The following is a 15018-nucleotide window of genomic DNA, read 5'->3' as shown; positions in this document are numbered from 1 at the left end:
GAGCCAGCAGCCTCAAAGCCGGCGGCGCCGACAAGCTGCGCTCAAGCAGTCCGAAGGACGGTAGCGCTCCCAAGACTCGCTCAAGCAGTCCGAAGGACGGCAGCGCTCCCAAGACTCGCTCAAGTAGTCCGAAGGACGGTAGCGCTCCCAAGCTGCGCTCAAGTAGTCCGAAGGACGGTAACGCCCCTAAAAAGAAGCCTTCGCTGTCTCCTTGGGAGCAGCAGAAGGAAGCCGCCAAACGTGCGGCTCTGAACGCCCTGAAACGCGCCCGCCGTTCGGCAGAGAAGGCCGGCGTTTTGCTTTCCGAATGGGAGGGCGACTTCCTCGATTCGGTCGGAGAGCGCATTCAGACCCACGGCCGCGCTTTCGCCGACCCCGAAAAGGGCGCGCCCGGGCAGGCCCTCTCGGCGATGCAGGGCCGCAAGCTCAAGGAAATCACCGCCAAGGCCAAAGGCGAGGCGCCGAAGCGGCGTTGGGCGCGAAAACCGGCGCAGAGCGAGGAATAGGCCCAGCCGTCAGGTCGAGGGTTTCCGCACGAAGGTTCCGACTCCGCCCAACTCCAGGCCGCCGACGTCGCCCTTGGCGTCCTGTTGGAAGACCACGGACGAGGTCCCCAGGCGAGGATGAGTCCAGCGCCCGGAGAAGGCGTCATGGCTGCGCGGCGTCAGGGTCGCGCGATGCAATGGGCCGAAGGTCAGCTCCAGCCCGGCGTCGGTCGCGATGACCGCGACCTCGCCGTAGAGCGGGTCCGTATAGACGCCCGCATAGTCTTGTAACGGGCGCGACGGCGAGGCGCCCGTCGCGACGGAGGCCGCGTCGTCTTCGTCCTCGCCGTCGGCGCGGGCGCGTTCCAGGAACAGAGCGCTCCAGTCGTGCCTGGGGGAGCCCAGGTAGAGGTCGAGCAGGCGATACATGACGGCCCGACTCAGGTCGTGACCTTCGGCGTTGGTCAGGATGACGAAACCCAGCCTGGCTTCGGGGACCAGCACCATTTCCGACTGCATGCCGTCCACGCCGCCCGTGTGCTGCAGAATCTGTCGCCCCTGATAGTCGAAAAGGGCCCAGCCCATGCCGTAGGCGTTGAAATGGGTCGTAGGGAACAGGGGATCGTTCGCGGTCGGCGTCGTCACCTGGGCGCTACGCGTCTGGCGCAGCAGGCGGGCGGCGACGAGGGGCCGCCCGTCCGCCTCACCGTCAGCGAGTTGGAAGCGCAGCCAGCGCGCCATGTCGCGGGCGCTGCTGTTGATCGAACCGGCGGGCCCCAGATTGTCCAGGTTCATGCGCGGCATGACGGTGGTCGAGCCGTTTTCGATCCAATGCGGAGAGGCCAGATCGTCCATGCCTTCCAGGGCGGAGATGCTCGTGCTGCTGCGGCTCATGCCGAGTGGGGACAGCAGCCGGTCATGGACCAGGTCGTCCCAGCTCTTTCCAGCTGCCGCCGCGGTGGCCTGCCCGGCGACGATATAGCCCAGGTTGTTGTAGTCGTAGCGGCTGCGGAACGGCAGGCGCTGGGGCAGACGGCGCATCCGGCGAATGATTTCGGTCCGGTCTAGGCCCGAGCCGTGCCACAGCATGTCGCCTCGCGCCAGGCCGTGACGATGCGTCAGCAGGTCCCGAATGGTGATCTCGCGCGTGACCCAGGGGTCGAGCAACTGGAAATCGGGAAGATAGCGGGCGACGGGAGCGTCCCAGGCCATTCGTCCGGCCTCGATCTCCGTCGCGATGACGGCGGCGGTGAAGGCCTTGGTGTTGGATCCGATGGCGAAGACGGTGTTGGCGTCGACGGAGGCCTGTTCGCCCAGACGGCGCACGCCGTATCCTTCGGCCAGGACGACCTGATCGTCGCGGACCACGGCCACCGCCATGCCCGGCACGCCCCATTGCGCCATGGCGTCCACGACATAGGCGCGCAGTTCGCCTGCTTCCTGCGACGGTTGTGCGCCGGCGGTCAGGGGTGGCAGCAGGGCCAGCGCAAACGCGATCACTCCCCAGACCCGCATCCGTCTCCTCCCGAACCTTGTTCGATAAGGTCGGTTTCAGGCGGGATTGGTCAAATGAAATATAGTCAAGGTAGGACGCGGCCAGGGCTCGGAAGCATAGGCGCCGGGCTGAGGCTTGAATCTCAGCCCGCTTCCTTGATCTGTTCTTCCAGACCCTGTTCGCGGACCTTGCGGTAGAGGGTGGAGCGGCCGATGCCCAGGCGGCGAGCGATTTCCGACATGTGGCCGGAATAGACCTCGATCGCGTGCTGGATCAGATCGCGCTCGATCTCCTCCAGGGTGCGGACGTGGCCGCGTTCGTCGGTGATGCGCACAGGGCTGTCGTGGGCTGCGTCATCGCTTGCGGCGACCGGGCGCACGACCTCGCTGGTCGAAATCGAGGCGGCTTCCAGCGGCACGGCCACGCCCGAGATGGCGGGGAAGTCGTGGGGCTGCAATAGCGGCGAATCGGCCAGGACCAGGGCGCGATAGACGGCGTTTTCCAGCTGGCGGACGTTGCCGGGCCAGTCATAGCCCTGGAGTAGGGCCAGGGTCTCGGGCGAACAGCCGGCGACGCGCTTGCCCTCCTCGACGTTGAAGCGGGCGATGAAGTGCTCGACCAGGGCCGGAATATCCGCGCGCCGTTCGCGCAGGGCCGGGGCCTCGATGGGGAAGACGTTCAGGCGGTAGAAGAGGTCCTCGCGGAAAGCGCCCTCCTTGACCTGCTGGGCCGGGTCGCGGTTGGTGGCCGAGACGATGCGGACGTCGACCTTGACCGGGCGCTTGCCGCCGACGGGATCGACCTCGCCTTCCTGAAGGGCGCGCAGCAGCTTGACCTGCATGTCCAGCGGCAGTTCGCCGATTTCGTCCAAGAACAGGGTGCCGCCGTTCGCCTCGACGAACTTGCCGGCGTGCTTTTCGTGGGCGCCGGTGAAGGCGCCCTTCTCGTGGCCGAACAGGATGGACTCGACCAGATTGGCCGGCAGGGCGCCGCAGTTGACGGCGATGAAGGGCTTGCCCGCCCGATCGGAGGCGCCGTGCAGGGCGCGGGCGATGACTTCCTTGCCGACGCCGCTTTCGCCGGTGATCAAGACGGGAATGGTGGACTTGGCCGCGCGCTGGCCCAGGGCCTTGACCATGCGCATGGGTTCGCTGTCGCCGACCATGTCGTCGAAGGAAGAGCGGCCGGCGGCGCGCTTCTTCAGCCGTCCGATCTCGGCGGTCAGTTGGGTCATCTGCAGGGCGTTGCGAACGCCGACCAGAAGGCGTTCAGGTCCGACCGGCTTGACGAAGAAGTCCTGGGCGCCGGCCTGCATGGCCTTGACCACGGTCTCGATGCCGCCGTTGGCCGTCAGGACGATGACCGGCGTGGCGACGCCCGCCGTGCGCATCTCGGCCAGGGCCTCCATGCCTGACAGGCCCGGCATGACCAGGTCCAGCAGGACGACGTCGGCGCCGCCGCCCTTGGTCAGACGGTCGATGGCTTCACCCCCCGATTCCGCATGGACGACCGCATAGCCTTCGCGGTCCAGCACCGCCTGGATCAGGCGGCGCTGCGTGGGATCATCGTCGACGACCAGAACGGTCTTGGCCATTGTGAACACACCCTTGAACATCACCGATAGCGGCCGTCCTCATTGTGCGGGAGCGGCTCGTTTCATGACGACCATATAAGGCAGGGGGTGAAGATCGGGTTTCAGAGAACTGAGTCAGGGGTTAACGAACGGGCGGCGTCGGGCAGGTCTCCTGCGGGGTCATGCGGGCCGTCCGGCCGCCCAGATTCAGGTCCGGCCAGGGCGCAGCGACCGGGGCCAGGTCCGATGATTTCAGCAGTTCGCGGAAATCCCCGCCGGGCAGGCCGGGGCAGGGCCGGATATTATAGTCGCCGCGATGCCTCCACCGTCCATCCGCGTCGAGCGCGAACAGGGCGATGTTGAAGCGGGTCGCCATCAGGACCTCCTCGCGCCCGTCGCCGTTCAGGTCGCGCAGCACGGCGACGCAGCCGTCCGACCGGCCGCAGGCGTAGCGAGGGTCGTCGCCGGGTATGGGGGCGTCGAACCCGGCGGGCAGGATGGTTCCGGCGGGCCAGGCCTCGATGGTCGGCTTGCGCGGCGGGACGGCGGCTCTTTCGACATCATAGCGAGACTCGGCCGCACGCGTCTGTTTCGCCCGGCGCGCGATCTCCGCGTTCGGCGATCGGGTCAGGTCCAGCAGGGCGTCGCGTCCGACGACGCCGGCCTCGAACTTCAGGAAGGCGTAGTCGAAGTCGGCGGGGCTGACGGCGCCGCGCTTCAGCCGGGCGGTCTGATCGTTCACCGACAGGCGGGCGGGGTCCAGCAGGGGGCTGAACAGGGACAGGACGACCAGGACGCTGAGGACCGCCGCCGCCACATTGGTCCGCTCCAGCGGCTTCATCCAGGCGGTCTTGCGCCAGAAGGGACTCAGGGCCGCCCAGCCGTAGCCCAGGGCGTAGACCACGCCGATCAGGGCGCAGGCCGAGGCGATGATGCGGTCCGGCGTCAGGCCGTGCTGACCGATGCGTAAGGAAAGCCCCCAGATCGCGATCAGGACCAGGGGCGTCAGCAGGACGGCCGCGACCCGGGCCGCCAGCCGCAGGACGACCGGCGGCAGATTGTCTTCACGTCCGTCCTGGTAACAGGCGTTGATCAGGATGATCAGGGCGGCGGCCGTCGACAGGACCAGGGCGGTCGCGCTGCCGGTCCGCCATAGGCCTTCAAAGCCGGTGAAGGGCAGGGCGATCAGGAAGCCGGCGGCCAGGACGGCGATGACCGGCAACAGCCAGGACAGCAGCATCAGGGCCACGGTCCGCACGCCCCGGATCAGGCCGCCGCGCACGTCCGTCAGTTGCACGGCGACGGCGAAGACCAGGCAGGTGACGGGGATGGCGAACCATTCCTCGGTGATCAGATCCTCCAGGAAGCCCAGGCCGATGACCTTGAACAGGGCCGCGCCCAGATGCAGCAGCAGCCAGAAGGCGCCGGTGAAACCCAGGGACAGGGCCAACTGGACGCCCGCCTTCCATGCCGTGTCGAAATAGTCGTCGAAGTCCGCGATCCAGCGCCGCGCCGCGACCGCCGGAACGATCAGGTGATGGGCGATGAACAGGGCCGCTGCCGAGAAGGCTAGGGCGGGAAAGGTCAGGAAGGGCGGATGAAAGCCGTAGTCTCGCGCCTGCCGCGCCACGTCGTGCCATCCCAACAGGGCCAGGACCGCCGCCGCGACGACCGCCCAGAGCGCCAGGAAGCGAAGCGGCAGCCGTCCGATCCCCGCCAACAGCATGACCGGCGTGAAGCCGCAGGCCAGCAGCAGGCCGCCGAACAGCGGCGGTTGGGTCGCCGGCCAACTCAGGGCGTCGGAGGGCGAGGCGGCGCTGTAGAGCAGATAAAGCAGGAGCCCCTGGACCAAGCCCGCGACGATGCGCGCCGCCGCCAGTCCCTTGGCGCCCTGGAGCGAGGTCCGGCCGGTCAGATCGTGGAACGGGTCGGTCATGGCGTGGTCCCAAAGGCTGCGAGCGCAGGTTGGACCGGGGCGACCGCGATGTGAAGTCTCAGTCCGATGCAGGACGCGAAGCCGCCGCCAGATAGCAGCCTCTTCTGGCGGCATGGATGTGGATGGTCTGGATCAGGGGATCGGCCAACCGCTCGTCGAGCCAGGTTGCGGCTGCGGCGCCTTCGACCACTTCGGCGTCCGTCATCATCCAGTCGCGATCATAGGCGCGCAGGGACAGCAGGCGAATCTGCAACAGGGCGGGCAGAACGCCGACAGCGGGCGCGGCCTCGACGGCGTTTTCACGAACGAAGATCGGGCCGGTCGCGCGAAAGGGAGATGTCGCCGCCGTCACGTGGGCGTGGTTCAGCAGGATCAGACCTTCCCCCGGTTCGGCGTCGATCAGGGAGACGCGGCAGGGCGCGCTGTTCGGCGTCTGCGCGAACATGCGGCGGGCCCCGCGTTCCGCCAGCGCGGCGTCGTCCAGGGCGAGCCAGGACTGGAAGGAAGAGAGCGGCAAGGGGGTGATGCGGAAGGTCATGCGCCGTCATGGCGCGGCCGCCGAGACATGTCTGGCGTCTTTCGGACGTTGCGTCCTCGACGCGGCGTCCCCACAACAGAGGCATGAACGCGCCCGTCAAGACGACCGACTTCGCCGACGCCCCCCTGTGGGACCTGTCAGACCTCTACGCCTCGCGCGAGGACGCGCGGATCGACGCCGATCTGGAAAAGGCGCGCGATCTGGTCGGGCGGATGAACGCCTTCCAGGGGCGGCTGGTCGGACAGAGGGGTGATGCGGCGGCCCTGGGCGCGGCCCTGGATCAGGCGATCGATCTTTATGAACAGGCGGCGGACGTCATGGGCGGCCTGGGCGCCTACGCCTTCCTGGCGGCGTCCACGGCGCGCGACGACGCGGCCGCTCAGGGCTTCGAGGCCAATGTTCGCGAGAAGATGACGGTCATCGCCACGCCGACCGTCTGGCTGACCCTGGAGATCAACCAACTGGAAGAGGCCGAGGTCGAAGCCGCCTTGAAGGCGCATCCCGCCGCCGCGCGCTGGACGCCCTGGCTGCGCCGGGTTCGGGCCATGAAGCCGCACGAACTGTCGGAAGAGCTTGAGACCTTCATCGCCGAACGCGGTCCGATCCAGGCCCAATGGCCCCGCCTGTTCGACGAGACCCTGGCCGCCTTGCGGGCCGAAGCGGGCGACGACAGCCTGACCCTGGCCGAGGGGCTGAACCGTCTGACCGACGCCGACGGCGGCACGCGCAAGGCGGCGGCCGTGGGCCTGTCCCAGCCCTTCTCCGCCCAGGCGCGGACCATGGCCATGGTCCTGAACACCGTCGCGGCCGACAAGGCGCTGGAAGACAGGCGGCGCGGTTTCGCCCGCCCCGCCGACAGCCGCCACCTGGGCAACGAAGTGGACGGTGAAAGCGTGGACGCCATGGCCGAGGCCGTGGCCGCCGCCTATCCCCGCATCTCGCACCGCTATTACGCCCTGAAGGCGAAGGCCATGGGCAAGACGCGTCTGGCCCATTGGGACCGCAACGCCCCGATCGAGGCGACGCCGGCGCGCCGTTATGACTGGAAGGAAGGCCGCGAGGTCGTCCTGGCCAGCTTCACCGACCTGGGCGGCGACTTCGCCGAACGGGCGGGCTGGTTCTTCGACCGGCCGTGGATCGACGCCCAGGCGCGCGCGGGCAAGCAGTCCGGCGCCTACGCCCACCCGGTGACGGCGGATCGGCACCCCTATGTCTTCCTGAACTGGATGGGCGACCGGCGCGACGTCCTGACCCTGGCCCACGAACTGGGCCACGGCGTGCACCAGACCCTGGCGGCGGGGCAGGGCTCTCTGCTGGCCGACACGCCCCTGACCCTGGCGGAAACCGCCTCCATCTTCGCCGAGGGCCTGACCTTCGACCGGCTGCTGTCCGAGGCGACGCCCGAGGATCAGCGCGCGCTCCTGGCCGGACGGATCGAGGACGGGCTGAACACGGTGGTGCGCCAGATCGCCTTCCATCGCTTCGAGACCCGTTTCCACGACGAGCGCGCGGCGGGCGAAGTCCCCGTCGAGCGTATCCGCGAAATCTGGATGGACGAACTGACGGCCAGCCTGGGGCCGGCGGTCGACCTGGCCGGTTATGAGGACTGGTGGACCTATGTCGGCCACTTCGTCCACTCGCCCTTCTATGTCTACGCCTACGCCTTCGGCGACCTGCTGGTCGCGGCCTTGATGGAGACGCGGGCCAAGGATCCGGCGGGCTGCACGCCCCTGTATCGCGATCTGCTGTCGGGCGGTGGCGCGCGCACCTATGTCGAGGCGCTGAAGCCCTTTGGCCTGAACCCGCGCGATCCGGCCTTCTGGACCATCGGGACCAAGCGGCTGGAAGGTCTGGTGGATCGCTTCGAAGCCCTGGGCTGAGCCGGGCCGTTGACAGGGGCGGTCCGGGCGTAAAGCGTGGCGGGATGTTCAAAGCGTTCCGCACCGCCTCCGCCGCCGCTCTCCTGCTGACCCTGCCGACGGCGGGGCTCGCTCAAGCCCCGTCTCAGGTTCCTGCGCAACAGCCCACGGCCCAGCACCGCGCCCTGGCGGCGGGCTACAAGGTCCTGACGCTCTGCAGCGCCCTCCACACGGCGCGCGCCGCCGGCGCGGAGCGGACGCCGCAAAGCGTGGAGGCGAACGAACTGGTCGGCGTCTACCCCGAGTTGCAGTCCCTGGTCGGGACCATGAAGGCGGAGATGAAGGGGGACCTCGTTTCCGTCGCCTGGGACGAGGCGGCGCCGCCCCGTGTCGCCACCTGGACCGAGGGACGCGGCTGCGTGATCGAACCCATGGGTCATGTCGCCGGACAGGGGACGACGCGCGCGCCCCTGGCGCGACGGACCTCGGCGCCGGACCTGCCGAGCGGACCGGTTCAGGGGGATGCGGCGGCTCTGAAGGCGACGCTGGACCGGGCCCTGGCCCAGGGGTTCGGGGCCGGAACCAACACCACGGCCGTCGTCGTCCTGCAGAACGGTCGCCTGGTCGCCGAGACCTATGCGCCCGGTTTCGGGCCGAACACGCCCCAGCGCACCTGGTCCGTGGCCAAGAGCTTGGCGGGAACCCTGATCGGCGCCGCCGTCCAGCGCGGCGAGGTCGACGTCAAGGCGCCGGCGGCCGTCCCCGACTGGCGGCGACCGGGCGATCCGCGCGCCGCGATCACGCTGGAGGCCCTGATGCGGATGTCGTCCGGCCTGACCAGCGACACGGCGGGTAATCGCACCGACGCCCTCTATTTCGGCGGCACGGCCGTGGACGAGCAGGCGCCGGGCTGGCCCCTGCTGGCGCCGGTCGGGACCGTCTATCGCTACGCCAACAACGACACCCTGCTGGCCGTCATGGCGATTGCGCCGACCTTCGCCGCCCATCCGCCTGCCGAACTCTTCGACCGCCTGGGCATGACCCATACCTGGGCCGAGACGGACTGGCGCGGGAACTACATCCTGTCGAGCCAGGTCTGGACGACGGCGCGCGACCTGGCCCGCTTCGGCCAGCTCTATGTCCAGGACGGGATATGGGAAGGGGAGCGCATCCTGCCCGAAGGCTGGCGCGCCTTCGTCTCGGCGCCGACGGGGCCGCAGCCGCCGACCGGCGACTTCGGCTACGGCGCGACCTTCTGGATCATGGACCGCTCGGAAGGCGTGCCCGCCGACGCCTTCGCCGCCTTTGGAAACCGGGGCCAGTATGTGGTGATCGTGCCCAGCCGACAGGTCGTCGTCGTCCGTCGCGGAGAGGACCCGGCGGGCAAGGGCTTCGACATCGCCGCCTTCACGCGCGAGGTCCTGGCGACGCTTGATTGAGCCCGCCCCTTGAGCGTTCCGCCCTGACCGTTATAAAGCCTGCCGAAATCTCGACTCTTTTCCGGAAGACCGCCATGGCCGACCCGCACGCCGACACCGCCTCGCAAGACTACGTCCACGGCTCGATGGAGATCTCGGAACAGGTCTCGACCTGGCATCTGTTCATGTTCCTGGCCAAGTGGGGTTCGCTGGCCACGGCGGCCGTGCTCCTGCTGCTGACGGTCTGGTTCGCGGTCGGCGCCGGCTTCATCGCCGGCCTGATCAGCGCGGTCGTCCTCTATGTCGCGGGCTTCTTCGTCCTGCGCACCAAGCCCGGCCAGCACTGAGCCGCGCAGCCGCCTCGGCGACGAAGATAGAAATCGGAAGCCCGCCGGACGCCCTGTCTGGCGGGCTTTTTCTTTCATGCTTACGCAGGGTGATGCGCAAGATTTGACCGAGTGCGGTCCTTCATTGTGCGCTGCGCGCAAGATAATTACGCATTTGCAGCATTTTCGGTTTTGACGAACCCTTCCTTCCCGTCCTAACGTTCTCCGGACCTAGGGGACCAGGGAGGGATTCGCTTGGCTGTCGCCATCGCCGTGACCCGCGAACGCCGTGAAGGCGAAACGCGCTGCGCCGTAACGCCCGAAACGGTGAAGAAGCTGATCGCCCTGGGCGCGACCGTCTCGGTCGAGGCCGGGACCGGCCTGGGCTCCTCCATTCCCGATGACGACTATGCGGCGGCCGGGGCGACGGTCCGGCCCGACCTGGCGACGGTCCTGGCGGGGGCGGACGTCCTGCTGAAGGTTCGCGGCCCGACGGCGGCCGAGATCAGCGCGCTCAAGCCCGGCGCCGTGGTGGCGGCCATGCTGGACGCCTATCGCGAGAAGGCTGGGGTCGAAGCGTTGAAGGCGGCGGGCGCCACCGCCTTCGCCATGGAATTCGTGCCGCGCATCACCCGCGCCCAGGTCATGGACGTCCTGTCGTCCCAGGCCAATCTGGCGGGCTATCGCGCGGTGATCGAGGCGGCCTACGCCTACGGCAAGGGCTTCCCGATGATGATGACGGCGGCGGGCACGGTCGCCCCGGCCAAGGTCTTCGTCATGGGCGTGGGCGTGGCGGGCCTGCAGGCCATCGCCACGGCGCGGCGTCTCGGCGCGGTGGTCACCGCCACCGACGTGCGCCCGGCCACCAAGGAACAGGTTGAAAGCCTGGGCGCCAAGTTCCTGGCTGTCGAGGACGAAGAGTTCAGGAACGCCCAGACGGCGGGCGGCTACGCCAAGCCCATGTCGGCGGAGTATCAGGCCAAGCAGGCCGTCCTGACCGGCGAACACATCAGGAAGCAGGACATCGTCATCACCACGGCCCTGATCCCCGGCCGCGCGGCGCCGGTGCTGGTCAGCGCCGAGCAGGCGGCCTCGATGAAGCCGGGTTCGGTCATCGTCGACCTGGCGGTCGAGGCGGGCGGCAATGTCGAGGGATCCAAGGCGAATGAGGTCGTTACGACGGCCGGCGGCGTGCAGATCGTCGGCTGGACCAACCTGCCCGGCCGGATCGCCGCCGACGCCAGCGCCCTCTACGCCCGCAACCTGGTCGCCTTCCTGGGCCTGATGATCAAGGACGGCGCCCTGGCGGTGGACCTGGACGAGGAAATCCTCAAGGCCGCCGTCGTGACGCACGGCGGGGCCGTCGTGCATGAGGGCGTGAAGGGATGATTCCTCTTCGTCTACGAAACGCGCTGTCGGTCTTCTCGATGGTCGCGATTTTTGGCGGTCCTATTTTCTGCGTCTTTGCGTTGGGAGTGGGCTTCGTGGAGGATAGTTCTGGTCAAGCGTTTGGCAGGGGGCTCACGAACATTGCTCCGATCTTTTTCGGAAGCGTGCTCAACGGTGGTTTCCTGAGAGTGCTCATCAGCATTGATGCTCGACTGGAGCAAAGGGTCTGATCATGGAACACGTCGATCCCACTGTCTTTCGTCTGGCGATCTTCGTCCTGGCGATCTTCGTCGGCTACTACGTCGTCTGGAGCGTGACGCCGGCCCTGCACACGCCCCTGATGGCCGTGACCAACGCCATTTCCAGCGTTATCGTCGTCGGCGGCCTGATCGCCGCCGCGGCCATGAGCGCCCAGGCGGGCGGGCCGAACGCCTGGATCGCCAAGGGGGCGGGCGTGGCCGCTGTGACCCTGGCCAGCGTCAACATCTTCGGCGGCTTCATGGTCACGCGGCGGATGCTGGCCATGTACAAGAAGAAGGAAAGGCCCAAGGCCTCGTGATCTTCTCGCCTGTCCTGTTCGCCTTCTACGTCTCCTGGGCCGTCACCGGCCTGGGCGTCGCCCTGTGGATCTGGAGCTGGGTCAGGGTCAAGGACCCGATCGGCCGTCTGCGGTTCCAGGACTGCGGCGTGGTGCTGGTCTTTTCCGCCGTCCTGACCCGGATCGTGATCCAGGATCGGGAGATGACCGTCTTCGACTGGGCCATGATAGTGCTGGGGCCGCTGTTCATCGCCGCCGCCCTGTGGCGGCTGTCCCGCACCCAGAATCTGAGCAAACGATAAGAGTAACCGTATGAAGACCTCGCTGATTTTCGCTTCCGTCCTGAGTCTGGCCGTCGTCGCATCGGTCGGCGCCGCCTCGGCCCGACAGACCCAGGAAGTGGGCAAGAACCCCTATGGCGGCCTGCACTGGTCGGTCGCCGCGCCTCAGGGCGCGACCTGGGCGCTGGAGTGCGGCTTCGCGCCCGTCACCGTGCGCGGCATCCACATGAACCGCATCAACCACACGGGTTCGGGCCACATGGCGGGCCGCCTGCCGGGCGACAACGGCAGCTGCCGCCTGACCAAGACCGGCGGCGAAGGCCCGGTGGGCGTCGCCGTCGTCAAGAACGGCAAGGCGACGGCCGCCGGATCGCGCGACGCCACGCCGGCCGTCGTCAATGTTTTCTGACACCAACCAAAACTGACCGAACCCCGGGGGAGGGGAGACGATGAACGCATCCATAGCCGCATTGGCCTATCTGGCGGCCGGGGTCCTGTTCATCCTCTCTCTGCGGGGGCTGTCCAGCCCGGAGACCAGCCGCAGGGGCAACACCCTGGGCATGATCGGCATGGCCCTGGCCGTCGGCGTCACCCTGCTGACCCTGGGGACGTCCGGCGCGCTGGATCCGCTGACCCTGGCCCTGATCGCGGGCGGCGTGCTGGTCGGCGGCGGCGTCGGCGCCGTGATCGCCAACCGGGTGCCGATGACGGCCATGCCGCAACTGGTCGCGGCCTTCCACTCCCTGGTCGGTCTGGCCGCCTGTCTGGTGGCGGTGGGCGCCGTCTACGCCCCTGACGCCTTCGGCATCATGACGGCGAGCGGAGGCATCAAGACCCTGTCGATCGTCGAACTGTCGCTGGGCGTGGCCATCGGCGCCATCACCTTCACCGGCTCGGTCATCGCCTTCGCCAAGCTGGACGGCCGAATGAGCGGGGCGCCCATCCTTCTGCCCGCCCGTCACCTGATCAACATCGGCCTGGCCCTGGCCCTGGTCTTCCTGATCGGCATCCTGATCGGCACCGGCGGCACGGCGACCTGGGCCTTCTGGGCCGTCTTCGCCCTCAGCCTGATCCTGGGCGCGACCCTGATCATCCCCATCGGCGGGGCGGACATGCCCGTCGTGGTGTCCATGCTGAACTCCTACTCCGGCTGGGCCGCGGCGGCGCTCGGCTTCACGCTGGAGAACATCGCCCTGATCATCACGGGCGCCCTGGTCGGGTCGTCCGGGGCCATCCTCAGCTACATCATGTGCAAGGGCATGAACCGCAGCTTCGTCAGCGTCATCCTGGGCGGCTTCGGCGGCGGGGACGCGGCGGCGGGCGCTGGCGGCGGCGCGGTCGAGACGCGCCCGGTCAAGCAGGGCTCGGCCGAGGACGCGGCCTTCATCATGAAGAATGCGTCGAAGGTCATCATCGTCCCGGGCTACGGCATGGCTGTGGCCCAGGCCCAGCACGCCCTGCGCGAAATGGCCGACAAGCTGAAGGAAGAGGGCGTTGAGGTGAAGTACGCCATCCACCCCGTCGCGGGCCGGATGCCGGGCCACATGAACGTCCTGCTGGCGGAGGCCAACGTCCCCTATGACGAGGTGTTCGAGCTGGAGGACATCAACTCCGAGTTCTCGACCGCCGACGTGGCCTTCGTCATCGGCGCCAACGACGTGACCAACCCGGCCGCCAAGACCGACCCGCAGTCGCCCATCTACGGCATGCCGGTTCTGGACGTGGAGAAGGCGGGCACGGTCCTCTTCATCAAGCGCGGCATGGCGGCGGGCTACGCCGGCGTCGAGAACGAGCTCTTCTTCCGCGACAACACCATGATGCTGTTCGCCGACGCCAAGAAGATGGTCGAAGGGATCGTGAAGGCGCTGTGAGTGCAGTGGGCAGGTCTCGGAGCCTCGGTCTTGTCCTGCTGTCCGCGGCGTCGGTCGCGGCCTGTTCGGCCATGATTCAGGTCCATATCAGCGGAGGGCTGGAGCAGCCGGTAGCGACCTTCGGCGTCGACCCTGCGAACCCCGAGAAGGCCTGCGTCGGCGGCCTGGCCGTACATGAGACGTCCAACGCCATGATGCGCCCGGTCTGGACCATCAGCGCGCGTGGGCGCGACTGTCGCGCGCTGAAACAGGTCGTCTACGGCCAGGCGCCCGAGGGGTTCGGCACGGACGTGCCCGCCGCGCCGCTCAAGCCCGGTGTCCGCTATGTCGTCGTCGGCTACGGCCTGACCGGAGGGTTGAGCCGCGTTCCCTGGCGCGGCGGCGGCGACTTCATCTTCGAGAACGGCCAGTGGCGGCCGGCGCCGGAACGATCGCCCTTCCCACGCATGGACGCATCGGGCGAAGCGGCCCATTAGCGGACGGATGCAAGGCGAGACGGATTTCACCCTGGAGGAAGTGGTCGGCAACCTGTCGCTGGCCCGTCTGTCCGGCGGCGGCTGGGGCCGGGTGATGGGCGAGGTCGGGGCCGTTCCAGCGCCGGGCGAGAGGGTCAGCGCCTATCGATTGCTGACGCACGAGGCGGCCGAAGACTGGCGCGCGGTCGAGGTCGAGGAGTTGTGGACCGCCTATATGGGCGCCGCCCTGGCGCTGGAGACGGCGACCGAGACAGGCGTGCGCCATTCGACGATCGAGGCCGGGTCCGGCGCCTGGGCGCGCATCCCCGCCGGCGGCTGGTTGCGGATCAGACCTCTGGGCGACTGGTGTCTGGCGGGACGGATCGGTCCGATGCAGGATGACGGCCTGTCCTGAAGGGAGAGGCGCCATGTCTGAACCCAAGACCCAGCCGACCGACGCCTCGGTCGAGGATTTCCTGGCCGCCGCCGAACCGGCGCGGCGACGCGAGGAAGGCCGTATCCTGTGCGACCTGATGCAGGAGGTGACGGGCGAGGCGCCGGTCATGTGGGGGCCGTCCATCGTCGGCTTCGGCCGTTACACCTACGTCAACTCGACCAAGAAGCCCGCCGACTGGCCGCGCATGGGCTTTTCGCCGCGCAAGGCGGCTCTGACCCTCTATCTGGCCTCGACGCCGGAGACGGAGGCCATGCTGGCGCGCCTGGGGCCGCACACGACCAGCGTGGCCTGTCTCTACATCAAGCGTCTGGACCAGGTGGACATGGGCGTCCTGCGCGACCTGTGCGTCGCCAGCCGGGACGAGATGGACCGTCGCCATCCCTGACCGCTTGTCGAG

At 68.3% G+C, this 15018-nt stretch carries 16 protein-coding genes; 12 read left to right on the top strand and 4 right to left on the bottom strand.

What is annotated here, in order from left to right; genetic code table 11:
- The first annotated feature begins 203 nt into the window (after positions 1 to 203).
- On the top strand, positions 204 to 506 hold the full coding sequence (locus ABIE19_RS14595; RefSeq protein ID WP_354090096.1) for a hypothetical protein: 303 nt from the start codon (positions 204 to 206) through the stop codon (positions 504 to 506).
- 9 nt (positions 507 to 515) lie between these two features.
- On the opposite strand, the gene ABIE19_RS14590 is transcribed toward ABIE19_RS14595, so the two are convergent.
- From ABIE19_RS14590 to ABIE19_RS14575, 4 genes are all read right to left on the bottom strand, one after another.
- Positions 516 to 2000 (bottom strand): serine hydrolase, encoded by a 1485-nt coding sequence (locus tag ABIE19_RS14590; RefSeq protein ID WP_354089943.1) that lies wholly within the window; start codon positions 1998 to 2000, stop codon positions 516 to 518.
- Between the two features lie 122 nt (positions 2001 to 2122).
- Positions 2123 to 3574, bottom strand: a complete 1452-nt coding sequence (locus tag ABIE19_RS14585) for a sigma-54-dependent transcriptional regulator (protein ID WP_354089942.1) — start codon at positions 3572 to 3574, stop codon at positions 2123 to 2125.
- A 121-nt stretch (positions 3575 to 3695) separates the two neighbouring features.
- Positions 3696 to 5489 carry a DUF4153 domain-containing protein gene (locus ABIE19_RS14580; protein ID WP_354089941.1) on the bottom strand — a complete coding sequence of 598 codons (1794 nt, stop codon included), beginning with the start codon at positions 5487 to 5489 and terminating at the stop codon, positions 3696 to 3698.
- Between the two features lie 58 nt (positions 5490 to 5547).
- Positions 5548 to 6027 (bottom strand): DUF1203 domain-containing protein, encoded by a 480-nt coding sequence (locus tag ABIE19_RS14575; RefSeq protein WP_354089940.1) that lies wholly within the window; start codon positions 6025 to 6027, stop codon positions 5548 to 5550.
- A gap of 83 nt (positions 6028 to 6110) precedes the next feature.
- Here ABIE19_RS14575 and ABIE19_RS14570 point away from each other — a divergent pair, with 83 nt between their 5' ends.
- The 11 genes from ABIE19_RS14570 to ABIE19_RS14520 all read left to right on the top strand — a co-directional run bounded on the left by ABIE19_RS14570 (position 6111) and on the right by ABIE19_RS14520 (position 15006).
- Positions 6111 to 7907, top strand: coding sequence for a M3 family oligoendopeptidase (locus tag ABIE19_RS14570; protein ID WP_354089939.1), 1797 nt, complete (start codon positions 6111 to 6113; stop codon positions 7905 to 7907).
- 44 nt (positions 7908 to 7951) lie between these two features.
- Positions 7952 to 9325, top strand: coding sequence for a serine hydrolase domain-containing protein (locus ABIE19_RS14565; protein ID WP_354089938.1), 1374 nt, complete (start codon positions 7952 to 7954; stop codon positions 9323 to 9325).
- A gap of 74 nt (positions 9326 to 9399) precedes the next feature.
- On the top strand, positions 9400 to 9651 hold the full coding sequence (locus ABIE19_RS14560; RefSeq protein ID WP_354089937.1) for an aa3-type cytochrome c oxidase subunit IV: 252 nt from the start codon (positions 9400 to 9402) through the stop codon (positions 9649 to 9651).
- A gap of 234 nt (positions 9652 to 9885) precedes the next feature.
- Positions 9886 to 11019: a Re/Si-specific NAD(P)(+) transhydrogenase subunit alpha gene (locus ABIE19_RS14555; protein WP_354089936.1), complete on the top strand. Its 1134-nt coding sequence runs from the start codon at positions 9886 to 9888 to the stop codon at positions 11017 to 11019.
- Between the two features lie 232 nt (positions 11020 to 11251).
- A complete protein-coding gene (locus ABIE19_RS14550; protein WP_354089935.1) occupies positions 11252 to 11578 on the top strand; it encodes an NAD(P) transhydrogenase subunit alpha part 2 in 327 nt (108 codons plus the stop codon).
- Complete coding sequence (locus ABIE19_RS14545; RefSeq protein WP_354089934.1) at positions 11575 to 11859, top strand: hypothetical protein; 285 nt, start codon at positions 11575 to 11577, stop codon at positions 11857 to 11859. Before ABIE19_RS14550 ends, ABIE19_RS14545 begins: the two co-directional genes overlap by 4 nt.
- Before the next feature lie 10 nt (positions 11860 to 11869).
- Entirely contained in the window at positions 11870 to 12247 is a 378-nt protein-coding gene (locus ABIE19_RS14540) for a hypothetical protein (protein ID WP_354089933.1), read from the top strand.
- 40 nt (positions 12248 to 12287) lie between these two features.
- The gene (locus tag ABIE19_RS14535; RefSeq protein WP_354089932.1) at positions 12288 to 13709 is read left to right on the top strand and encodes an NAD(P)(+) transhydrogenase (Re/Si-specific) subunit beta; all 1422 of its coding nucleotides are present in this window, start codon (positions 12288 to 12290) and stop codon (positions 13707 to 13709) included.
- 71 nt (positions 13710 to 13780) lie between these two features.
- Positions 13781 to 14185: a hypothetical protein gene (locus ABIE19_RS14530; RefSeq protein ID WP_354089931.1), complete on the top strand. Its 405-nt coding sequence runs from the start codon at positions 13781 to 13783 to the stop codon at positions 14183 to 14185.
- A gap of 7 nt (positions 14186 to 14192) precedes the next feature.
- A complete protein-coding gene (locus ABIE19_RS14525) occupies positions 14193 to 14579 on the top strand; it encodes a cupin domain-containing protein (RefSeq protein WP_354089930.1) in 387 nt (128 codons plus the stop codon).
- 13 nt (positions 14580 to 14592) lie between these two features.
- Positions 14593 to 15006, top strand: coding sequence for a DUF1801 domain-containing protein (locus ABIE19_RS14520; protein ID WP_354089929.1), 414 nt, complete (start codon positions 14593 to 14595; stop codon positions 15004 to 15006).
- Positions 15007 to 15018 lie beyond the last annotated feature (12 nt).

The organism is Brevundimonas faecalis, from assembly GCF_040549405.1.
GTDB classification, from domain to species: Bacteria; Pseudomonadota; Alphaproteobacteria; order Caulobacterales; family Caulobacteraceae; genus Brevundimonas; species Brevundimonas faecalis.
The sequence above is the reverse complement of the archived record's forward strand: the minus strand, read 5'-3'. Positions and strand labels throughout refer to the sequence as shown.